Origin of the sequence: Streptomyces phaeofaciens (genome assembly GCF_014648915.1) — a bacterium.
GTDB lineage: Bacteria > Actinomycetota > Actinomycetes > Streptomycetales > Streptomycetaceae > Streptomyces > Streptomyces phaeofaciens.
The window spans coordinates 74,082-93,719 of record NZ_BMSA01000007.1; the positions used below are offsets into that span (position 1 = coordinate 74,082).

At 72.2% G+C, this 19,638-nt stretch carries 23 protein-coding genes; 11 read left to right on the plus strand and 12 right to left on the minus strand.

Translation table 11 applies throughout. The features are described 5' to 3' along the window. The first annotated feature begins 203 nt into the window (after positions 1-203). Both IE275_RS14750 and IE275_RS14755 read left to right on the plus strand, forming a co-directional pair. On the plus strand, positions 204-587 hold the full coding sequence (locus IE275_RS14750) for a nuclear transport factor 2 family protein (protein WP_189711713.1): 384 nt from the start codon (positions 204-206) through the stop codon (positions 585-587). 88 nt (positions 588-675) lie between these two features. Next, positions 676-963 (plus strand): DUF1905 domain-containing protein, encoded by a 288-nt coding sequence (locus tag IE275_RS14755; RefSeq protein ID WP_189711714.1) that lies wholly within the window; start codon positions 676-678, stop codon positions 961-963. A 55-nt stretch (positions 964-1,018) separates the two neighbouring features. On the opposite strand, the gene mgrA is transcribed toward IE275_RS14755, so the two are convergent. Further along, on the minus strand, positions 1,019-2,011 hold the full coding sequence (gene mgrA / locus IE275_RS14760; protein WP_189711715.1) for an L-glyceraldehyde 3-phosphate reductase: 993 nt from the start codon (positions 2,009-2,011) through the stop codon (positions 1,019-1,021). Between the two features lie 124 nt (positions 2,012-2,135). Between mgrA and IE275_RS14765 the strand changes: the two genes are divergently transcribed. Both IE275_RS14765 and IE275_RS14770 read left to right on the plus strand, forming a co-directional pair. After that, positions 2,136-3,020, plus strand: a complete 885-nt coding sequence (locus tag IE275_RS14765) for a LysR family transcriptional regulator (protein WP_189711716.1) — start codon at positions 2,136-2,138, stop codon at positions 3,018-3,020. A 110-nt stretch (positions 3,021-3,130) separates the two neighbouring features. Next, positions 3,131-3,646: a mycothiol transferase gene (locus IE275_RS14770; RefSeq protein ID WP_189711717.1), complete on the plus strand. Its 516-nt coding sequence runs from the start codon at positions 3,131-3,133 to the stop codon at positions 3,644-3,646. On the opposite strand, the gene IE275_RS14775 is transcribed toward IE275_RS14770, so the two are convergent. The 5 genes from IE275_RS14775 to IE275_RS14795 all read right to left on the minus strand — a co-directional run bounded on the left by IE275_RS14775 (position 3,628) and on the right by IE275_RS14795 (position 8,264). After that, positions 3,628-4,698: an adenosine deaminase gene (locus IE275_RS14775; protein ID WP_189711718.1), complete on the minus strand. Its 1,071-nt coding sequence runs from the start codon at positions 4,696-4,698 to the stop codon at positions 3,628-3,630. The two genes, IE275_RS14770 and IE275_RS14775, sit on opposite strands and share 19 nt — an antisense overlap. Positions 4,699-4,868: 170 nt before the next feature. Continuing rightward, positions 4,869-5,264, minus strand: coding sequence for a VOC family protein (locus tag IE275_RS14780; RefSeq protein ID WP_189711719.1), 396 nt, complete (start codon positions 5,262-5,264; stop codon positions 4,869-4,871). Positions 5,265-5,400: 136 nt separating this feature from the next. Beyond that, on the minus strand, positions 5,401-6,306 hold the full coding sequence (locus IE275_RS14785; protein WP_189711720.1) for an aldo/keto reductase: 906 nt from the start codon (positions 6,304-6,306) through the stop codon (positions 5,401-5,403). Positions 6,307-6,364: 58 nt separating this feature from the next. Next, a complete protein-coding gene (locus tag IE275_RS14790; protein WP_189711721.1) occupies positions 6,365-7,690 on the minus strand; it encodes an aldehyde dehydrogenase family protein in 1,326 nt (441 codons plus the stop codon). A 133-nt stretch (positions 7,691-7,823) separates the two neighbouring features. Then, a complete protein-coding gene (locus IE275_RS14795) occupies positions 7,824-8,264 on the minus strand; it encodes a MarR family winged helix-turn-helix transcriptional regulator (protein ID WP_189711722.1) in 441 nt (146 codons plus the stop codon). A 162-nt stretch (positions 8,265-8,426) separates the two neighbouring features. Between IE275_RS14795 and IE275_RS14800 the strand changes: the two genes are divergently transcribed. The 6 genes from IE275_RS14800 (at position 8,427) to urtE (ending at position 14,520) form a co-directional block, all read left to right on the plus strand. Further along, positions 8,427-9,539: a substrate-binding domain-containing protein gene (locus IE275_RS14800; protein ID WP_189711723.1), complete on the plus strand. Its 1,113-nt coding sequence runs from the start codon at positions 8,427-8,429 to the stop codon at positions 9,537-9,539. 223 nt (positions 9,540-9,762) lie between these two features. After that, entirely contained in the window at positions 9,763-11,022 is a 1,260-nt protein-coding gene (gene urtA / locus IE275_RS14805; RefSeq protein ID WP_373299226.1) for an urea ABC transporter substrate-binding protein, read from the plus strand. Positions 11,023-11,085: 63 nt separating this feature from the next. After that, positions 11,086-11,982 (plus strand): urea ABC transporter permease subunit UrtB, encoded by an 897-nt coding sequence (urtB, locus tag IE275_RS14810; RefSeq protein ID WP_189711724.1) that lies wholly within the window; start codon positions 11,086-11,088, stop codon positions 11,980-11,982. Further along, the gene (gene urtC / locus IE275_RS14815) at positions 11,979-13,067 is read left to right on the plus strand and encodes an urea ABC transporter permease subunit UrtC (RefSeq protein WP_189711725.1); all 1,089 of its coding nucleotides are present in this window, start codon (positions 11,979-11,981) and stop codon (positions 13,065-13,067) included. The genes urtB and urtC overlap by 4 nt, the downstream gene beginning before the upstream one ends. Beyond that, positions 13,064-13,828: an urea ABC transporter ATP-binding protein UrtD gene (gene urtD / locus IE275_RS14820; RefSeq protein WP_189711726.1), complete on the plus strand. Its 765-nt coding sequence runs from the start codon at positions 13,064-13,066 to the stop codon at positions 13,826-13,828. The genes urtC and urtD overlap by 4 nt, the downstream gene beginning before the upstream one ends. Beyond that, on the plus strand, positions 13,828-14,520 hold the full coding sequence (gene urtE, locus IE275_RS14825) for an urea ABC transporter ATP-binding subunit UrtE (RefSeq protein WP_189711727.1): 693 nt from the start codon (positions 13,828-13,830) through the stop codon (positions 14,518-14,520). The genes urtD and urtE overlap by 1 nt, the downstream gene beginning before the upstream one ends. Here urtE and IE275_RS14830 read toward each other — a convergent pair. Next, complete coding sequence (locus IE275_RS14830; RefSeq protein WP_189711728.1) at positions 14,510-15,703, minus strand: RNA polymerase sigma factor; 1,194 nt, start codon at positions 15,701-15,703, stop codon at positions 14,510-14,512. The genes urtE and IE275_RS14830 overlap by 11 nt on opposite strands. Beyond that, entirely contained in the window at positions 15,703-16,053 is a 351-nt protein-coding gene (locus IE275_RS14835; RefSeq protein ID WP_189711729.1) for a YciI family protein, read from the minus strand. Before IE275_RS14835 ends, IE275_RS14830 begins: the two co-directional genes overlap by 1 nt. Before the next feature lie 128 nt (positions 16,054-16,181). On the opposite strand from IE275_RS14835, the gene IE275_RS14840 reads away from it, so the two are divergent. Continuing rightward, positions 16,182-17,210, plus strand: coding sequence for an acyl-CoA dehydrogenase family protein (locus tag IE275_RS14840; RefSeq protein WP_189711730.1), 1,029 nt, complete (start codon positions 16,182-16,184; stop codon positions 17,208-17,210). Between the two features lie 66 nt (positions 17,211-17,276). Here IE275_RS14840 and IE275_RS14845 read toward each other — a convergent pair whose 3' ends face one another. From IE275_RS14845 to IE275_RS14855, 4 genes are all read right to left on the minus strand, one after another. Next, entirely contained in the window at positions 17,277-18,416 is a 1,140-nt protein-coding gene (locus IE275_RS14845; RefSeq protein WP_189711731.1) for an LLM class flavin-dependent oxidoreductase, read from the minus strand. 53 nt (positions 18,417-18,469) lie between these two features. After that, positions 18,470-19,024, minus strand: a complete 555-nt coding sequence (ssuE, locus tag IE275_RS14850; protein WP_189711732.1) for an NADPH-dependent FMN reductase — start codon at positions 19,022-19,024, stop codon at positions 18,470-18,472. Positions 19,025-19,255: 231 nt separating this feature from the next. Beyond that, the gene (locus IE275_RS47225) at positions 19,256-19,339 is read right to left on the minus strand and encodes a putative leader peptide (protein ID WP_350760414.1); all 84 of its coding nucleotides are present in this window, start codon (positions 19,337-19,339) and stop codon (positions 19,256-19,258) included. A 90-nt stretch (positions 19,340-19,429) separates the two neighbouring features. Next, complete coding sequence (locus IE275_RS14855; RefSeq protein ID WP_189711733.1) at positions 19,430-19,597, minus strand: DUF8839 family protein; 168 nt, start codon at positions 19,595-19,597, stop codon at positions 19,430-19,432. Positions 19,598-19,638: the final 41 nt, after the last annotated feature.

A 19,638-nucleotide genomic window follows, 5' to 3' on the forward strand; every position in this document is an offset into this window, starting at 1 on the left:
GTCACCATGACTTTCCGGCCAGTCTCTTGGCATATTCATGGCTGTTCATGGCCGGAATACGGCGAGGTCCGTGTCCCGCCGTCATGACCTGAGGGGTAATCGACCCGCGTCACGGGGACGGGCAGGGTGGTCCCACCGGATCGGCGAAGAGCGGGATCCGGGTCCTGACCAGTGTCGACAACCTCTTTGGGGGCTGATTCCCGATGTCCGCGACCACCGACCGTTACGAGAACGCCGTCGCCCGTTACTTCGAGGCTTGGAACGCTCGCGAGCCCGAGGCTTTGACCAAGGCTGTGGCCGCCGCGTGGGCGGTGGACGGCGGCTACACCGACCCGCTGGCCGACGTCCGGGGCCATGAGCGGATCGCGGCCGTGGTGACGGCGGCGCACGCGCAGTTCCCCGGCTTCGTCTTCCGGCTCACCGGCCGGGTCGACGGGCACCACGACACCGCCCGCTTCTCCTGGGAGCTGGTGAACGAGGCGGACCGGTCGGCGCCGGTGGCCGGGTCCGACGTCGTCACCCTGGACGCGCAGGACCGGATCACGTCCGTCCTCGGCTTCCTGGACCGGGTGCCCGCAGGAGCCTGAGGCCGGCCCGGCGATGAGTTCCTCCGCCCGCGGCGGTCTACCCGGCCAGAGCCTGTCTTTCGGGAGACCATCGCGAGCGGAGGACGTCATGAGCACCGGCGGAGCAGTGGACGCGGAATTCACCGCCGTCCTGCGCAGGAGCCCGGCGAAGGGCGGCTGGACCTACGTGGTCTGGCCGCAGTCCGCCGCGTTCTTCGGGACCCGCGGACTGGTCAAGATCCGCGGGACGGTCGACGGGTATCCGTTCGAGAGTTCCTTCATGGCGCTCGGGGACGGCACCCACAAGCTCCCCCTGCGGGCCGATGTGCGCCGGGCCATCGGCAAGGGGGAGGGCGACGCCGTCACCGTCCGTCTGACGGAGCGGCTGGGGCGCTGACCGGGCGCCCGGTGCGGCGAGGTCCGCCGACCCGGCGCCCGTCGAGCCGGGCCGCTCAGCCGTTGATCACCGCGTCGATCCGGGCCAGCTCCTCCTGCTCGAAGTCCAGGTTGGCCAGAGCGCCGACGCTGTCCTCGATCTGCCGGGCGCTGCTCGCGCCGACCAGCGCGGAGGTGACCCGGCCGCCGCGCAGCACCCAGGCCAGGGCGAGCTGGGCGAGGGACTGGCCGCGGGTCTTGGCGATGTCGTCGAGCGCGCGCAGCTTGGCGACCAGTTCCCCGGTGAGCGCGTCGGAGTTCAGGAACGGGCTGTCGCTCGCCGCGCGGGAACCCTCCGGGATGCCGTCGAGGTAGCGGGAGGTGAGCACGCCCTGCTCCAGCGGCGAGTAGACGATCGACCCGGCCCGCAGCTCGTCCAGCGCGTCGAGCAGTCCCTCGCTCTCGGGGCGGCGGTCCAGCATCGAGTAGCGCGGCTGGTGGATCAGCAGCGGGGTGCCCAGCTCGCCGAGGATCCGGGCGGCCTCCCGGGTCTGCTCGGCCGAGTAGTTGGAGACACCGACGTACAGCGCCTTGCCCTGCTGGACGGCGGAGTGCAGGGCACCCATCGTCTCCTCCAGCGGCGTCTCCGGGTCGGGGCGGTGCGAGTAGAAGATGTCGACGTAGTCCAGGCCCATCCGCTTCAGGCTCTGGTCCAGCGACGACAGCACGGACTTGCGCGAGCCCCACTCCCCGTACGGGCCGGGCCACATCAGGTAGCCGGCCTTCGTGGAGACGACCAGTTCGTCGCGGTAGCGCGCGAAGTCCGTCTTCAGGAACTCACCGAGCGCGGACTCGGCGGCGCCGGGCGGCGGGCCGTAGTTGTTGGCCAGGTCGAAGTGGGTGATGCCGAGGTCGAAGGCGCGGCGCAGGATCGCCCGCTGTGTCTCGACCGAACGGTCCGGCCCGAAGTTGTGCCACAGTCCGAGCGACAGCGCGGGGAGCTTCAGCCCGCTGCGTCCGGTGCGCCGGTAGGGCATGTCCGCGTAACGGTCGGGGTGTGCGGTGTACAACGCGACTCCAGGAGGGGTTGGCACGGAGGATCGGCTCTGGGAACCGTTACCCACTCTGGCCCGACCTGCGGGTAGTGGTCCAACAGAAGAATCCGATGGAATTCAGCGGATACGCTTCTCAATCATGGAACTGCGCCATCTCCAGCACTTCGTCGCCGTCGCCGAGGACCAGCATTTCACCCGGGCGGCGGAACGCCTGATGGTGTCCCAGTCCGGTCTGTCCGCGTCCATCCGGGCGCTGGAGCGGGAGCTGCGGGCGCCGCTGTTCGTCCGGACGACCCGGCGGGTGACGCTGACCGAGGCGGGCCGGGCGCTGCTGGCGGAGGCGGAGCGGATCCTCGCCCAGGTGCGGGCCGCGCACGAGGCGGTGGCCGCCGTGCAGGGCGTGGTGCGCGGCACGCTGTCCGTGGGCACCGAGCAGTGCATCGCCGGGGTGAACGTGGCGGGGCTGCTGGCCGCGTTCCGGCGGCGTCATCCGGACGTGGAGATCCGGCTGCGGCAGACCGGCTCGGGCGCGCTCGGCGAGGAGGTGGCGGCCGGCCGGCTCGACCTGGCCTTCGCCTACCGCACCCAGGCGGACACCGACCAGCTGCGCTGTGTGCCGCTGGCCGGCGAGCCGATGTACGTGCTGTGCCATCCCGGGCACCGGCTGGCCGGGGCGGCGGCCGCGCTGACGCCGGCCGACGTCGCCGGCGAGGTGTTCGTCGACTTCCACCCGGACTGGGGTCCGCGCCGGGCCACGGACGCGGCCTTCGCGGCGGCGGACGTCCACCGGACGGTCGCCCTGGAGGTCAACGACGTACACAGCCTGCTGGACCTGGTGGGCGAGAACCTCGGCGTCGCGGTCGTGCCGCGCCACTTCCGGCACAAGCGCGAGGCGCTCACCGCGCTGCCCCTGAAGGGCACCGGCGAGATGGCCTACGAGACGGTCGCCCTGCTGCCGCCCGCCCGGTCCACATCCCCGGCCGCCCGCGCCCTGATGGCCCTGCTGGAGGCCGGGGAGGCGTAGGGCCCGCCGTGCGGGATCGGGTCTGCCGGGCACGGCCGTGCCGCCGTGCCTTCGGAGGGACGTGGGCGAAAGAAGCGGCGGGACGGCGGCGGCTGCGCGATGGTGGACCCATGCATGCGAAGGACATCCTCATCGACGGTTTCAGCCGCATCCAGGACGAGGTCCACGCCGTCGTCGAGGGCCTGGGCCCCGACGACCTGCACGCCCGCCCCGCCACCGACGTCAACTCCGTCGCCTGGCTGGTCTGGCACCTCACCCGGGTCCAGGACGACCACATCGCGGACGCCTTCGGGCTCGACCAGGTGTGGCTGACCCAGGACTGGGAGAAGCGCTTCGGCCTCGACCTGCCGCGGCACGACACCGGCTACGGGCACACCCCGGCGAAGGTCGCCAAGGTGCGGGTCCCCGACGGCGGCCTGCTGACCGGCTACTACGACGCCGTGCACACCCAGAGCCTGACGGCGCTGCGCGGGCTGGCCGCGGCGGACCTGGAGCGCGTCGTGGACGTGCGCTGGGATCCGCCGGTCACCCTGGGCGTACGGCTGGTCAGCGTCCTGTCCGACGATCTCCAGCACGCCGGACAGGCCGCCTATCTGCGCGGGCTGCTTCAGAGCGCGGACGCGTAACCCGGCAGGACGACGTCCTCGATGAGGGCCTTGCGCTCGTCGAAGGGGAGGAACGCGCTCTTCACGGCGTTCACGGTGACCGTGCGCAGGTCCTCGGCGGTCCAGCCGGCCTCCTCGACGAGCAGGGCCATCTCGCGGGTCATCGTGGTGCCCGACACCAGACGGTTGTCGGTGTTGAGGGTGACCCGGAAACCGAGGTCCTTCAGCGCGGTGATCGGGTGCTCGGCGATGGAGGTGGCGGCACCGGTCTGGAGGTTGGAGGTGGGGCACATCTCCAGCGCGATCCGGCGGTCGCGCACCCAGCCGGCCAGCCGGCCGAGCTTGCCGTCGACGATGTCGTCGGTGATGCGCACGCCGTGGCCGATGCGCTGGGCGCCGCACACCTGGAGGGCCTGGTGGATGCTGGGCAGGCCGTGGGCCTCGCCGGCGTGGATGGTGAAGGGCACGTTCTCGCGCCGCAGGTGCGCGAACGCGTCGAGGTGGTCGGCGGGCGGGAAGCCGTCCTCGGCGCCGGCGATGTCGAAGCCGACGACGCCCGCGTCCCGGAAGGCCACCGCGAGGTCGGCGGTCGCGCGGGTGCGGTCGAACATCCGCATGCCGCAGAGCAGGGTGCCGACCCGGACGGGCGTGCCCGCGGCGGCGGCCTTGGCCATGCCGGCCGCGAGGCCCTCCTGGACGGTCTCGACGACCTCGGCCAGGGTGAGCCCGCCGTTCAGCATCAGCTCGGGGGCGTAGCGCACCTCGCCGTAGACCACGCCGTCGCCCGCGAGGTCGAGCACGTACTCCTCGGCCGTGCGCAGCAGGCCCTCACGGCTCTGCATCACGGCGAGGGTGTGCTCGAAGGTGGCTATGTAGCGCACCAGGTCGCCCGAGTTGGCGGCCTCGAAGTACCAGGCGGCCAGCTCGTCGGGGTCGGTGGTGGGCAGGGTGTGGCCGACCGACTCCGCCAGCTCGACGACGGTGGCGGGGCGCAGGCCGCCGTCGAGGTGATCGTGCAGGACGGCCTTGGGGAGCCGGCGGAGGGTGTCGGTGTCGATACGGGGCGCGGTCATGTGCGTGTTCCTCGGCAGTGGTTCTCAGGCGGTGGTTCGCAGGCGGTGGTTCGGGCGCCGGGTCCGGACGGCCCTTGCCGGCACCGGTCCCTGGCGGTCGTTCGCAGGCGCCGGGTCCGGACGGCCCTTGTCGGGCACCGGTCCCCGGCGGTCGTTCTCGGGCGGTGGGCTCAGGCGCCGGCGGGCTGGAGCAGGTCCCAGCGGTTTCCGTACAGGTCCTGGAAGACGGCGACGGAGCCGTACGCCTCGTGGCGGGGCTCCTCCAGGAAGGTCACGCCGGCGGCGAGCATCCGGGTGTGGTCGCCGGCGAAATCCTCGGTGTGCAGGAAGAAACCGACCCGGCCGCCGGTCTGGTCGCCGATCCGGGCGCGCTGGACGTCGTCCTTGGCGCGGGCGAGCAGCAGACCGGTGCCCCCCTGATGGGCGCCGGGCCGTACGACGACCCACCGGGATCCGTCGGGCCGCGGCTCGTCCTCGACGAGCCCGAAGCCGAGCGCCTCGGTGTAGAAGCGGATCGCCTCGTCGTAGTCGTCGACGACGAGGGTGACCAGGGCGATGCGTGACATCGGGGCCTTTCGGAAGCCTGCGGGGTGCCTTGCGGCAGGGGCGATTGACGGGAGAGGTTATACGTAAAACGTGCGCGGCGCCAATCCCTTCCCGAGGCCCGCGGTCACCCCGGCCGGCCTTCGCCCGACGAGCGCCTCAAACGGCCTTCCGATGGACCGCATCGAGCCGTGTCAGCTCGTCCTCCGTGAGCCGCAGCGCGCCCGCCGCCACGTTCTCCGTCAGGTGTTCGGGGTTGCCGGTGCCGGGGATGGCCAGGACGTGCCGGCCCTGGGCCAGGGTCCAGGCGAGCCGGATCGCGGCCGGGGTCGTCCGGTGGGCGTGGGCGACGGCGCGCAGTTCCTCGTCGTGGGCGGAAGTCGCACCATGGGCGCCACCCTCGCCGGCGATGGCGAAGAACGGGACGAAGGCGATGCCCTGCTCGCCGCAGGTCCTCAGGAGTTCCTCGGTCCCGGGGCTGTGGTGGCCGAGCCCGAAGCGGTTCTGCACGCTCACCACGGGGGCGATGTCCTGCGCCTCGGCGAGGTGGCGGGGTTCGACGTCCGAGATGCCGAGGTGCCGGATCAGACCCGCCTGCCGCAGCTCGGCCAGGGCGCCGAAGTGCTCGGCGATCGAGTCCTGGCGCATCCGGCGCAGATGGACGAGGTCCAGGTGGTCGCGGCCGAGCTGGCGCAGGTTCTCCTCGACATGGCCGCGCAGATCCTCGGGGCGGGCGGGGGTACCCCACCGGCCCGCGTGGTCCCGGAAGGGGCCGACCTTGGTGGCGATGAGCAGGTCGTCCGGGTACGGGGCGAGCGCGCTGTTGACGAGTTCGTTGGCGGAGCGCAGCGCCGAGAAGTAGAAGGCGGCCGTGTCGATGTGGTTCACGCCGAGGTCGATCGCCCGGCGCAGGACGGCGATCGAGCGTCCGCGGTCGCTCGGGGTGCCGAGGTCGAAGGGGGCGCTGCCCGTCAGCCGCATCGTGCCGAAGCCGATGCGGTGGACGGTCAGGTCGCCGAGTCGCCGGCTGCCCGCGGCGTCCGCGGTGATCGTTTCGGGGGTCATCGGCGGAGTCTGCCACACCGCCGATGACCGGGAGGGGACCTTCCGTCCACCCCGGGGGTCAGCCCAGGGGCTTGGCCAGGACCGCCTTGCGGTGGCTGAACGTCTCGATCGACCAGCGGCCGTGGTAGCTGCCCATACCGCTCTCCCCCACCCCGCCGAACGGCAGGTCGGAGACGGTGAGGTGGGCGAGCGGCAGGCCGTACCCGAGGCCGCCGGAGGACGTCTCGGCGGCGATCCGGGCCCGGGTGCCGTCGGACTCGGAGAAGACGTACAGGGCGAGCGGCTTGTCGCGGTCGTTGACGAAGTCGATGGCCTCGTCGAGGCCGGCCACGGTCACGATCGGCAGGATCGGGCCGAAGATCTCCTCCCGCATCACGGGCGAGTCCGGGTCGACGTCGGCGAGGACGGTCGGCGCGAGATACCTGTCGGCGCGGTCGTGGCCGCCGCCGACCACGGTCCGGCCGGAGCCGAGCAGGCCGGCGAGCCGGTCGAAGTGGCGCTCGTCGACGATCCGGCTGTACCCGGCGAAGGCCTGCGGGTCGGGGCCGTAGACCGCCTCGACCGCGTCCTTGAGGAGGGGTTCGAGGGCGGCGGCGGTCTCCGGGTCGGTGAGGACGTAGTCGGGGGCCACGCAGGTCTGGCCGGCGTTGAGGAACTTGCCGCGGACCAGCCGGTCGGCGACGACGGCGAGATCGGTGTCGCGGTCGACGAACGCCGGTGACTTGCCGCCGAGTTCGAGGGTGACCGGGGTGAGGTGTTCGGCGGCGGCGCGCATCACGATGCGGCCGACGGTGCCGTTGCCGGTGTAGAAGATGTGGTCGAACCGCTCGGCCAGCAGCGCCGTGGTCTCGGGCACCCCGCCCTCGACGACGGCGACCGCGTCGGTGTCCAGGTACGCCGGCAGCAGCCGGGCCAGGGCGGCGGAGGTGGCGGGCGCCAGCTCGCTGGGCTTCACGACCACCGCGTTGCCGGCCGCGAGGGCGCCGACCAGCGGGGCGAGCAGCAGCTGCGCGGGGTAGTTCCAGGGCGCGATGACGAGGACGACGCCGAGGGGGTCGACTTGCGTCCAGGCGCTCGCGTCCGCGCCGAGGTGGGCCGGGACCGGGGCGCTCTCGGGGCGCAGCCACTCCTCGAGGTGGTCGAGGGTGTGGTCGATCTCGCGGACGGTGAAGTCGATCTCGGTGCGGCGGGCCTCCGTGTCGCTCTTGCCCAGGTCGGCGTGGAGCGCGGTGGCGAGGTCCGCGCCCCGCTCGGTGAGGAGTGCGCGCAGCCGGCGCAGCTGGCCCGTGCGCCAGGCGAGGGGCTTGGTGCGGCCGGTGCGGAAGGTGGCGCGCAGCCGGGCGACGGCGTCGGCGGGCTGCTCGGGGGTGGCGGCGGTGGTCACGGTGCCTCGCTGTGGTGCGCGGGCCTCGCGGCCCTGGGGTTCGTCGGCGAGCGGTCGGCTCGGTGTATATGCCAACCATTCTGGCGCCGGTCCGCATTCCCGCAGGCCGTGACGACTTTCCGCGAGCGCGCGGTCACACCCTGGTGGAGGCGTCCAGGGTCTGGGCGAGGCGGTCCAGCAGGGCGCCGAGCAGTTCCTCCTCGGACTCTCCCCCGGCCGGCCACGCGGCCCGTACCGCACGGTCGACGCGGCGCCAGTGGTCCTGGCCGCGCGGGGTGAGATGGACGAGGATGCGGCGCCGGTCGAGCGGGTCGACCCGGCGGTGGACGAGGTTCTGGTCGACGAGCTGGTCGACCAGCTTGGTCAGGGTGGGCGCCGGCAGGAACGCGGCCTCGGCGATCGCCGTCATGTGGTGTCCGGTGCCGTCGGAGAGCAGCGCGAGCACCCGCCAGGCGTCGAGCGAGCAGCCCTCTTCGTCGAGGGCGGACTGGAGCCGGCGCGCGGCCAGCCGCTCGGCCCGGGTGAGGAGCCGCATCAGGTCGTGCGGTCTGCGAGGAGTCGAGGAGGTGGGCATCCGGGCATCCGCTCCTAGGTCCTGTGGTCCGGATCATGCCGTGCGTCGCGAGGCACCCCGCACCCGGCCGGCCCGATCGGTACGACAGGCCGTAGGTCACGGGGTGCGTACATCGTAGGAGACGTACTGGAGTTCGCCGGGCGGACCCGCAAGCATGACGCCATGGTCCGGCACGACTCCCCCTCCTCCGACTGGTTCACGGCCGACGAGTCGGTGCTCGGCGTGGCCCTGGTCTTTCCCCTTCAGGGGCCGGCGGGGCTCTTCGGGCCGGCCTGCGAACTGTGCGCGCGGCTGGCGGTGGAGGAGGCCAACCGGGCGGGCGGGGTGCTCGGCCGGGAACTGCGGCTGGTGCCGGTCGACGGGGGCGCGCCGCCGCGCGAGGTCGCGGACCACGTCGAGGCACTGGTGGACCTGGGGGTCGTCCAGGGCGTCACGGGCTGGCACATCTCCTCGGTGCGGCAGGCGCTGGCGCCGAGGATCGCCCACCGGGTGCCGTACGTCTACACGGCGTTGTACGAGGGCGGCGAGCACACCGCCGGGGTGTTCCTGACGAGTGAGACACCGCGCGACCAGCTCCGGCCGGCGATGGCGCTGCTGGCGCACGAGCGGCGGGTGCGCCGGTGGTTCGTGGTGGGCAACGACTACGTGTGGCCCCGGCGGACGGCCCGGGCGGCGCAACGCTATGCCCGTGAGGCGGGCGGCCGGATCGGCGGCGAGGTGTATCTGCCGCTGGGCACGCACGACTTCGAGCCGGTGCTGCGCCGCATCGAGCGCTCCGACGCGGACGCGGTGCTCCTGCTGCTGGTCGGCAGCGACGCGGTGCGCTTCAACCGGGCGTTCGCCGCCTACGGGCTGGACGCCCGCTGTCTGCGGCTGAGCACCCTGATGGACGAGAACATGCTGCTGGCGAGCGGTCCTTCGGCGACCGTCGACCTCTACAGCGCGGCCGGTTTCTTCGCCTCGCTGGCCACGGCGGACACGCTCGACTTCCACGGGCGGTACGCCCGCCGGTTCGGGATCGAGGCGCCGGCCCCGGGCAGTCTCGGCGAATCCTGTTACGAGGGCGTCCTGTTGCTCGCGGCCCTGCTGCGGCAGGCGGGGACGCTGGACGTGGCGGCGATCGGCGCGACGGCCGACACGGTGTCCTACGAGGGGCCGCGCGGCCTGCTGCGGCTGCGGGGCGGTCATGTGCGCCAGCGCATCTACCTGGCCCGTGCGGACGGGCTGGACTTCGACGTACTCACGGAGCTGGACCTCCACGACTCCCGCCCTTGACAGTCTCCGGGGCCGCCAAGATACTTCCCACGGAAAGTAATTAGAATGCCTCGGGCGAATTGTGAATTCAGGCCTTCGACTTGGTTCGAAAGCACGTCACAACACCTCGGGGCGTTTTTTGTTGCCTCCGGGAAAGTCCGGTGAAACACCGTGGAAACAGGGCGACTTGAGGCTGTGGACCGCACTTGGGGAGGTTCTCCCCTCCACACCCGAGGGGGTTGTCTTGTCCAGCGGTTCACCCATTCTCCGCCGCCGCTTCCTGGCCGCCGGCGCCGCGCTCACGGCCGTCGTCGCGCTCTCCGCGTGCGGCGCGAAGACCGACGCGGCCGGCTCGTCCTCCGACCGGGCCGCGAAGATCGACGTCAGCGGTGACTCGGTCAAGGTCGGTCTGCTCAACTCGCTCTCCGGCACCATGGCGATCAGCGAGGTGACCGTACGCAATTCGCTGCTGCTGGCCGTCGGCGAGATCAACGCCTCCGGCGGGGTGCTCGGCAAGAAGATCGAGCCGATCTCCGAGGACGGCGCCTCCGACTGGCCGACCTTCGCCGAGAAGGCGACCAAGCTCATCAAGGAGGACCAGGTCGCGGCCACCTTCGGCTGCTGGACCTCGGCCAGCCGCAAGGCCGTCAAGCCGGTGTTCGAGAAGAACAAGTCGCTGCTCTTCTATCCCGTGCAGTACGAGGGCCTGGAGGAGTCGCCGTACATCTTCTACACGGGCGCGACCACCAACCAGCAGATCGTCCCGGCGCTCGACTACCTCAAGAGCCAGGGCCGGAAGAAGATCTACCTGGTCGGCAGCGACTACGTCTTCCCGCGCACCGCCAACAAGGAGATCAAGGCGTACGCGAAGGCCAACGGCATGACGGTCCTCGGCGAGGACTACGCGCCGCTGGGCTCCACGGAGTTCAGCACGATCGCCAACAAGGTGAAGGCGTCGAAGGCGGACGCCGTCTTCAACACCCTCAACGGCGACTCCAACGTGGCCTTCTTCAAGGAGTACAAGTCCGCCGGCCTGACCGCGAAGAGCATGCCGGTCGTCTCGGTGTCGATCGCCGAGGAGGAGGTCAAGTCGATCGGACCGCAGTACCTGGCGGGCCAGCTGACGGCGTGGAACTACTACCAGACCACCCCGGGCGCGGCGAACGAGAAGTTCGTGAAGGCGTACAAGGCGAAGTACGGCGAGGACAAGCCGACCAGTGACCCGATGGAGGCCGCGTACACCTCGGTCTACCTGTGGAAGGCGATGGTCGAGAAGGCGAAGTCCTTCGACCCGGAGAAGGTGAAGGCGGCCTCCGACGGCATCACCTTCGACGCGCCCGAGGGCAAGGTCACCGTGGACGGCGCCTCGCAGCACATCCACAAGACCGCGCGGATCGGGAAGATCGGCACCGACGGCCTGATCACCGAGGTGTGGAACTCCGGCGAGCCCGTCAAGCCGGATCCGTTCCTCAAGGGCTACTCCTGGGCCTCCGGCCTGTCCTGACCGCCCGTCGCACCGGGGACCCGCGGCCCGCCGCGGGTCCCCCGCCTCCCCCGGAGCCGCCGTATGACCGTGATCCTCGGTCAGACCTTCACCGGCATCTCGATCGGTGCCGTCCTGCTGCTCATCGCGCTCGGCCTGTCGCTCACCTTCGGCCAGATGAACGTCATCAACATGGCCCACGGCGAGTTCATCATGGCGGGCGCCTACACCACATACGTCCTTCAGAAGTCCATTTCGAGCGCGGGAATTTCGCTGATCGTCGCTCTTCCCGTCGCTTTTCTCGTGTCGGGGGCGCTCGGCGCACTGCTGGAATGGCTGCTGATTCGCCGGCTGTATCTCCGTCCGCTGGACACTCTTCTCGTCACATGGGGCGTCTCCCTGATGCTCCAGCAACTCGCCCGGGACATTTTCGGCGCACCGAACGTGCAGACCCGGGCACCGGACGCGCTCACCGGGAACATCACCGTGATCGGCGGCGCGGATCCGCTCACCTTCGCCACCAGCCGGCTGTTCATCCTGGGCCTGGCGATCGCGGCCGTGGTCGCGCTCTCGCTGACGCTGCGGCTGACCCCGCTGGGCCGCCGGATCCGGGCGGTCGTGCAGAACCGGGACCTGGCGGAGGTCTCCGGCATCTCCACCGCCCGGGTCGACCGCACCGCGTTCTTCATCGGCTCGGGGCTCGCGGGCGTCGCCGGGGTGGCGCTCACCCTGGTCGGTCCGATCGGGCCGACGATGGGCACCAACGTGATCATCGACGCCTTCCTGGTGATCGTGGTCGGCGGGATCGGCCGGCTCAGGGGCAGTGTGATCGTCGCCTTCGTGCTGGGTGTGCTCCAGGCGGTGCTGGAGTACTCCACCACCGTCTCCGTCGCCAAGGTGCTGGTCCTGGTCGCCATCGTCGCGTTCCTCCAGTGGCGGCCCCAGGGGCTGTACACGCTGCGCACGAGGAGTCTCGTATGAACCTGCTGAAAGGACGGTCCGCGCGGGCCTGGACGGGGTTCGCGGGCGCGGCCGTGGCACTGTTCGCCGTCGCCCCCGCGGCCCTCTCCGACTTCCGGCTCGGACTGCTCGCCAAGTACCTGTGCATGGCCATGGTCGCCGTCGGCATCTGCCTCGCCTGGGGCCGGGGCGGGCTGCTCACGCTCGGCCAGGGCGTGTTCTTCGGGCTCGGCGGCTACGCCATGGCGATGCATCTGAAGATCGCCGACGCGGGCCCCGGCAACCTGCCCGACTTCATGCAGCTCTACGGCACGGCCACCGAACTCCCCTGGTGGTGGCGCCCGTTCGGCAACCCCGTGTTCGCGCTGGCGGCCACGGTCCTGCTGCCGATGGCGGTCGCCGCGCTGCTCGGTCTGTTCGTCTTCCGCCGCAGGGTCAAGGGCGCCTACTTCGCGATCCTCTCCCAGGCGCTCGCCTCGGCCTTCGCGATCTGGCTGGTCGGCCAGCAGGCCACCACCGGCGGCACCAACGGACTCACCGACATCCAGGGCTTCTTCGGCTACGCCCTCGACGATCCGGTCAACCAGCGGATGGTGTACTTCGTCATCGCCGCCGCCCTGCTCCTGCTGATCGCCCTCGCCCGCCAGCTGATCCACAGCCGGTACGGCGAACTCCTGGTCGCCGTACGGGACTCGGAGGAGCGGGTCCGCTTCCTCGGGTACGACCCGGCGAACGTCAAACTCGTCGCGTACGTCGTCGCCGCAGGCATGGCGGGCCTGGCGGGCGCGCTGTTCGTGCCGGCCGTCGGCATCATCTCGCCGGCGCTGATCGGGATCGTCCCGTCCATCGAGTTCGTGATCGGCGCGGCGGTCGGCGGGCGCGCCAGCCTGGTCGGGGCCGTGCTGGGGGCGATCGCGGTCGCCTGGGCGAAGACCGCGCTGTCGGAGGAGTTCCCGGCGGGGTGGACGTACTTCCAGGGGCTGCTGTTCGTCGTGGCGCTGGCCTTCCTGCCGGGCGGTCTCGCCTCGCTCGCGAAGGTTCTGCGGCGGCGCGGGGCCACGGCCCCGGCGAAGGCGGCCGTCGTCACGGTGGGGGAGGCGGCATGAGCGGGCTGGAGATACGCGGGCTGCGGGTGTCCTTCGACGGCTTCACGGCCGTGGACGGGGTCGACCTCGATGTGCGCGCGGGCGATCTGCGGTTCCTGATCGGGCCCAACGGCGCCGGCAAGACGACCCTGGTGGACGCCGTCACCGGTCTGGTGAAGGCCCGGGGCTCGGTGCGGTTCGGCGACGAGGAGCTGCTGGGGCGCAGTGTGCACCGGATCGCCCGGTCGGGTGTCGGACGGACGTTCCAGACGGCCACCGTGTTCGAGGAGCTGACGGTCCTTCAGAACCTGGACATCGCGGCCGGCGCGGGCCGCGGGGCCTGGACCATGCTCCGGCGCCGTACGTCCGTCCCGGAGGAGGTCGCGACGGCGCTGGACACGGTCGGGCTGGCCGAGCTGGCCGACTCCCCCGCCGGGACCCTCGCACACGGCCAGAAACAGTGGCTGGAGATCGGCATGCTGCTCGTGCAGGACGTGCGGCTGCTGCTGCTCGACGAGCCCGTGGCCGGTATGAGCCACGACGAGCGGCAGGCCACCGGCGAACTGCTCCGGCGGATCAGCGAGGAGCGCACGGTCGTCGTCATCGAGCACGACATGGACTTCATGCGGTCCTTCGCGCGCAGCGTCAGCGTGCTGCACGCGGGCCGGGTGCTCAGTGAGGGCACGGTGGCCGAGGTGCAGGCCGACCCGAAGGTGCAGGAGGTGTACCTCGGGCACGCGGCCACCGAGGACGCCGGTGACCTGGCCGTACGGGAGGCGTGATGCTGGAGATCGAGGACGTCCGGGTCGGCTACCACCGCAGCACGGTGCTGCACGGCGTCTCCGTGGAGGTGCCGGCGAACGGGGTCGCGGCGGTGCTCGGACACAACGGCGCGGGCAAGAGCACCCTGCTGCGGGCCGCCGTCGGACTGCTCACGCCCACCGGCGGCACGGTCCGGCTCGACGGCGAGGACATCACCCGGCGCAGGCCGCACGAGCGGGTGGCGCGCGGCATGGCGTACGTACCGCAGGGCCAGCAGGCCTTCCCGCACCTCACCACCGCCGAGAACCTCCAGCTGGTCGCGGACGGCCGCCGGCGCGGCCGGGAGGCGGTCGCCGAGGCACTGGACCTGTTCCCGGCGCTCAGGGCGCTCTCCGGGCGGCGGGCGGGACTGCTCTCGGGCGGACAGCGCCAGCAACTCGCCCTCGCGCGGGCCCTGGTGACGGAGCCGAGGATCCTGCTGCTGGACGAGCCGACCGAGGGCATCCAGCCGTCGGTGGTCGCCGAGATCGAGGAAACCGTCCTCGCCCTGGCGGCCCGGGGCGGGCTCTCGGTGCTGCTGGTGGAGCAGCACGTGGGCTTCGCGATGCGGGCCGCCCAGCGGTACTACGTCCTTGAGGCCGGCCGGGTCACCTCGTCCGGGGAGGGCGGCGGGGACGCGGAGCGGTCGGTACGGGAGGCGCTCAGCGTGTGAGCGCGCGCAGCCGCCCGTCGAGATAGGCCCGTTCGGCCGGGCTCTCGGCGAGCGCCAGGGCGGCTCCGTAGGCCCGTACGGCGTCGTCCGTACGGCCCGTGCGGCGCAGCAGGTCGGCGCGGACCGCGTGGAAGACGTGGTAGCCGTCGAGGCCGAGGCCGTCCAGGAGGGCCAGTGCCGGCTCCGGGCCCTCGGCCTCGGCGACCGCGACCGCGCGGTTGAGCGCGACGACCGGGCTCGGGGCCACCGCCATGAGCTGGTCGTACAGCCGCAGGATCTGGCCCCAGTCGGTGGCGTCGGCGCGCGGCGCGTCGCTGTGCACGGCCTGGACGGCGGCCTGGATCTGGTACGGGCCCGGGCTGCCCCGGCGCAGGCAGCGCCGGACGAGATCCTGCCCCTCGGTGACCAGGTCCCGGTCCCACAGGTCGCGGTCCTGCTCGGGCAGCGGTACGAGCGTGCCGTCGGCGTCCTCGCGGGCGGCCCGGCGGGACTCGACGAGCAGCATCAGCGCCAGCAGGCCGGTGGCCTCGGGCTCGTCCGGCATCAGGCCGGTGAGCAGCCGGCCGAGCCGTACGGCCTCCGCGCACAGGTCCGCGTCCCCCTCGTATCCCTGGTTGAAGATCAGGTAGACGACGGCGAGGACACCGTGCAGGCGGTCGGGCAGGTCGGCGTCGCGCGGGACGCGGTACGGGATGCGGGCGTCGCGGATCTTCGCCTTGGCGCGGACCAGCCGCTGGGCCATGGTCGGCTCGGGGACGAGGAAGGCGCGGGCGATCTGGGCGGTGCCGAGCCCGCCGAGGAGCCGCAGGGTCAGGGCGACCTGTGCCTGCGGGGCGAGCGCGGGATGGCAGCAGGTGAAGATCAGCCGGAGCCGGTCGTCGCGCACGGGGCCCTCCTCCACGGGCGGGTCGGGGGCGTACAGCCGGGCGGCCTCGGCGTGCCGGGCGTCGCGGGTGGACTCGCGGCGCAGCCGGTCGAGCGCCCGGTTGCGGGCGGTGGTGACGATCCATCCGGCGGGACTGGGCGGCACGCCGGTCTCCGGCCAGCGCCGGACGGCCGTGGTGAAGGCGTCCTGGACCGCCTCCTCGGCGAGGCCGATGTCGCCGAGGAGACGGACGAGGACGGAGACCGCGCGCCCGTACTCGGCGCGGAAGACGGCCTCGACGTCCACGGGGTCCGCCATCAGTGCTCGCCCGCGAAGGGACGCACCTCGATCGGGAGGGTGGTGGCGAGGGCGGCCTTCCTGCCCCACTCCAGGGCCTCGTCCAGGTCGGCGGCCCGGATCAGGCAGAGCCCGCCGAGGTACTCCTTGCCCTCGGCGTACGGCCCGTCGGTGACGAGCACGTCGCCGTCCCTCGGCCGCAGTACGGTGGCGGTCTCCGGGCCGTGCAGCCCGCCCGCGAAGACCCAGGCGCCGGCGGCGCGCAGTTCGTCGTTGTAGGCCTCGACCCGGCGCATGATCTCGGCCAGCTCGTCGGGGGCGGGCGGCTCTCCGCCGGCCGGCTGGACCACGCTGAGCAGGTAGTGCTGCATGACGTCCTCCTTGGTGCGTGACGTCCTCTCGGGCGTCGTGCCGTTCTCTCACCTCCTACACGAACGGCGTTCCCCCGGATCGACACCCCGCGCCGTGGAGAACGGGAAAACGGGAAAGAATCTTGCTCATGACCGCACCGCACCCTCTCGTCACCCGCGCCCGCAGCCTCGCCGACGACCTGCTCGCCCCGCACGCCGAGGAGGTCGACCGGACGGAGGTGCCGGTGAGCCATCTGGGCGAGATCCGGCGCTCGGGCCTGCTCGGGCTACAGGCGCCGCGCGAGTACGGCGGGGCCGCGGCGTCCGGCGCGGTGTTCCGCGAGACGACGGAGATCCTCGCGGGGGCCTGCTGCTCGACCTGGTTCGTGCAGACCCAGCACCACACCCCGGTGCTGACCCTGGCGCGGAGCGAGAGCCCGGTGCGCGAGCGCCTGCTGGGCCGGCTGGCGAGCGGCGAGCTGCTGTCCGGGGTGGCCTACGCCCATCTGCGGTCGTACCCGCGCACCCCGGTCCGGGTGACCCGGGACCGGGGCGGCCTGCGCTTCGACGGCACGGTGCCCTGGTACACGGGGTGGGGCCTGAACGACGTGATGCTGCTCGCCGGGGTGACGGACGAGGGCGAGGCCCTGTTCGCCTTCACCGAGGCGCGGGAGCAGCCGGGCCTGCGGGCGTCGGCCCCGATGCGCCTGGCCGCCCTCACCGCGGCCCGTACGGTGTCCCTTGGCCTGGACGGCCTGCGGCTCCCGGAGGAGGCGGTGGTCCTGCGCGTCCCGTACGAGCGCTGGGCGGCGGCGGACCGGGAGAAGACGGTGAACGCCAACCCGGCCGTCTTCGGGATCGCGCGGGCGGCCCTGACCCTCCTGGACGAGGAGACGGCGACCGCCCTGGGTTCCCGGCTGGAGCGGGTGCGCCGCGAGGCCTACGCCCTGGCCGACGAGGCGGCACCCCACGAGCACGTGAAGGACCGCCTGGCCCTCAGGACGCAGGCGTACGAGGTCCTCCAGGCGGCGACGACGGCCGCGGTGGTGACGGGCGGGGGCCGCACGATGCTGCTGACGCACCGGGCCCAGCGCCTGGCGCGGGAGGCCCTGTTCCTCCTGGTCCAGGGCCAGACGCGGGAGTCACGCCGTGCGCATCTGAACGCCCTGGCCCCGTAGCGACGCGGGTGCCACCGGTCGCGTCCGGTCCGCGGACCCGGACCCCGTGCCACCGGTCGGCCCCGCTCATCCGGCGAACGGCACCCGCACGGACGTGTCCCGCCTGTCGTCGGGATGGCTCCACAGCCCCTCTCCGGCGAGCCGCGGCAGCACCCCCTCGCCGAACCGGTACGCCTCCTCCAGATGCGGATAGCCGGACAGCACGAACTCGGAGATCCCCAGCGCCGCGTACTCCTTGATCCGTTCGGCCACCTCCTCGTGGCTCCCCACCAGGGCGGTGCCCGCGCCACCCCGCACCAGCCCGATGCCCGCCCAGAGGTTGGGGTGGATCTCCAGACCGTCCCGGCCGCCGCCGTGCAGCGCGAGCATCCGCCGCTGGCCCTCGGACTCGCTGCGCGCCAGCCCGGCCTGCACCGACCGCACGGTCTCGGGGTCGAACCCGTCGAGCAGCCGGCCCGCCTCCGCCCACGCCTCCTCGGACGTGTCCCGGGTGATCACGTGCAGCCGGATCCCGAACCGCAGGATGCGGCCCTGCCGGGCGGCGAGTCCCCGGATCCAGGCGATCTTCCCGGCGACCTGGGCGGGCGGCTCGCCCCAGGTGAGGTAGACGTCGGCGTGCCGTGCGGCGATCTCCCCGGCGATCGGCGAGGACCCGCCGAAGTACACCTCGGGCACCGGGTCCGGCACCCGGGCCAGCGCGGCGTCCTCGACCCGGAGGTGCTCGCCCTTCAGACCGACCGTCCTGCCCTGCCACAACTCCCGGACGATCTCCAGGAATTCACCGGTACGGCGATACCGGTCGTCCTTGTCGAGGAAGTCGCCGTAGGCCCGCTGCTCGTGGCTCTCGCCGCCGGTGACCACATTGAGGAGCAGCCGTCCGCCGGTCTGCCGCTGGAAGGTGGACGCCATCTGCGCGGCGAGCGTCGGCGAGAGGAACCCGGGCCGGAAGGCGACGAGGAACTTCAGCCGCTCGGTGTGCCGGCTGACCATGGCGGTGGTCAGCCAGGCGTCCTCGCACCAGGCCCCGGTCGGGGTGAGCGCGCCCAGGAAGCCGAGGTCCTCCGCGGCGCGGGCGATCTGGCTCAGATAGGCGACCGTGGGCGGCCGGTCCCGTCCGGAGGCGGTGGCCGGGGTGCCGTGGCCGCCGCCGACGACATGGCGGCTGTCGCCGTTGGTGGGCAGGAACCAGTGGAAGGTGAGGGACATCCGGGGTCTCCCGTCGAGGGCGTCGTCGGCGATGGCGGGGTCGGCCGTCGCGCTCAGCTCGCCGCCGCCAGGTAGGGCGTGCGCACGAGAGCGGCCGAGAACTGGTCGACGACCTGGGTGAGCGCCTCGGTGGCGGCCGGGGCGACGGTGATCGTGCCGTCGTCGTGGGCGGTGATGTCCTTGTCGAGGGTGAACCAGCCCTGCACGATGTGGGCGGCGCCCATGGAGTTCAGGACGGGCCGCAGGGCGTAGTCGATGGCCAGGACGTGGGCGGTGGAGCCGCCGGTGGCCAGGGGCAGCACGGTCTTGCCGGTGAGCGCGTACTGCGGGAGCAGATCGAGGAGCGCCTTGAGGACTCCGGAGTAGGACGCCTTGTAGACGGGGGTGCCCACGACGACGCCGTCGGCGCGCGCGAACAGTTCGGTGGCCTCGACGATCGCGGGGTGCCGGAAGTCCGCGCCGAGCAGGGCCTCGGCCGGGATCGTACGGACGTCGAGCGGGACGACCTGGTGGCCCAGGGCGGTGAGCCGCTGGTCGAGGTGGCGCAGCAGCCGACCGGTGCGGGAGGAGGCGGAGGGGCTGCCGGAGACGGACAGGACGGTGGCCATGGGTCCTCTTTCGAGTGGTGCGGGCTCCTGGTGCGGAACGTTTCCGGGCACACCGAATGCACGCGGCACCGAAGGGCTCACCGGTGCGCGGTCACGGTGAATTCGGGCGGGAACACACCGGGGGAAAGGCGAGGGAAAGGCGACGGAAAAGGAGGGGTGAAAGGAAAGGGAAAGCAGGAGGTGAAACGCGGGGGCGACACGCGGGAAGGCGCGGCGGAGCTGCGGAGGGGATCAGGCCGCGGCGCAACAGGAGGCGCTGGAGACGCGCGCGAGGTCGACATGGCGTCGCCGCGTGAGGTCCAGTCGCATCTTCATGCCGTTGATCGTGACAGTCGCCGGTCGCGGCAGTCAAGGAAAGAGCGGACAGGTCTCGTATCGCGGACCCCGGGATTTCACCGGCGCCGCTCAGTCCTCTTCCACCGCGGGGACCACGACGAGAAAGGCATCGGATCTCAGATCCATGACCACGGTCGCGGGGAGGCCCTCGGCGCGGCGGCGGGCCGCGTACTCCTCCGCCGGCCACGAACCGCGCGGGGCCCCCGCGGGAAACCGTTCCAGTACTTTCGCGCCCATGGCCGCAGCACCTCCACCCTCGCGGCGGACAACCCGTCGTA